This is a genomic window from Pseudoalteromonas sp. GW168-MNA-CIBAN-0100 (genome assembly GCF_040309225.1).
Classification (GTDB): domain Bacteria; phylum Pseudomonadota; class Gammaproteobacteria; order Enterobacterales; family Alteromonadaceae; genus Pseudoalteromonas; species Pseudoalteromonas arctica.
Map to the genome: position 1 here is coordinate 1 of NZ_JBEOOL010001141.1, position 233 is coordinate 233.

At 37.3% G+C, this 233-nt stretch carries 1 tRNA gene; it reads right to left on the bottom strand.

What is annotated here, in order from left to right:
* Position 1: 1 nt before the first annotated feature.
* Positions 2-77, bottom strand: a tRNA-Lys gene (locus AAEY62_RS24945).
* Positions 78-233: the final 156 nt, after the last annotated feature.

Here is a 233-nt window from a genome sequence, read left to right on the forward strand (position 1 = left end):
ATGGTGGGTTATGATGGATTTGAACCATCGACCAATTGATTAAAAGTCAACTGCTCTACCAACTGAGCTAATAACCCAATCTATGCGCTTATTCAATTATGAATGAAGCTTACGTAAATCCGCCGATTGATACCAAACACTATTCATAAGAATAAAGAATAAAGAATGGTGGGTCATGATGGATTTGAACCATCGACCAATTGATTAAAAGTCAACTGCTCTACCAACTGAGC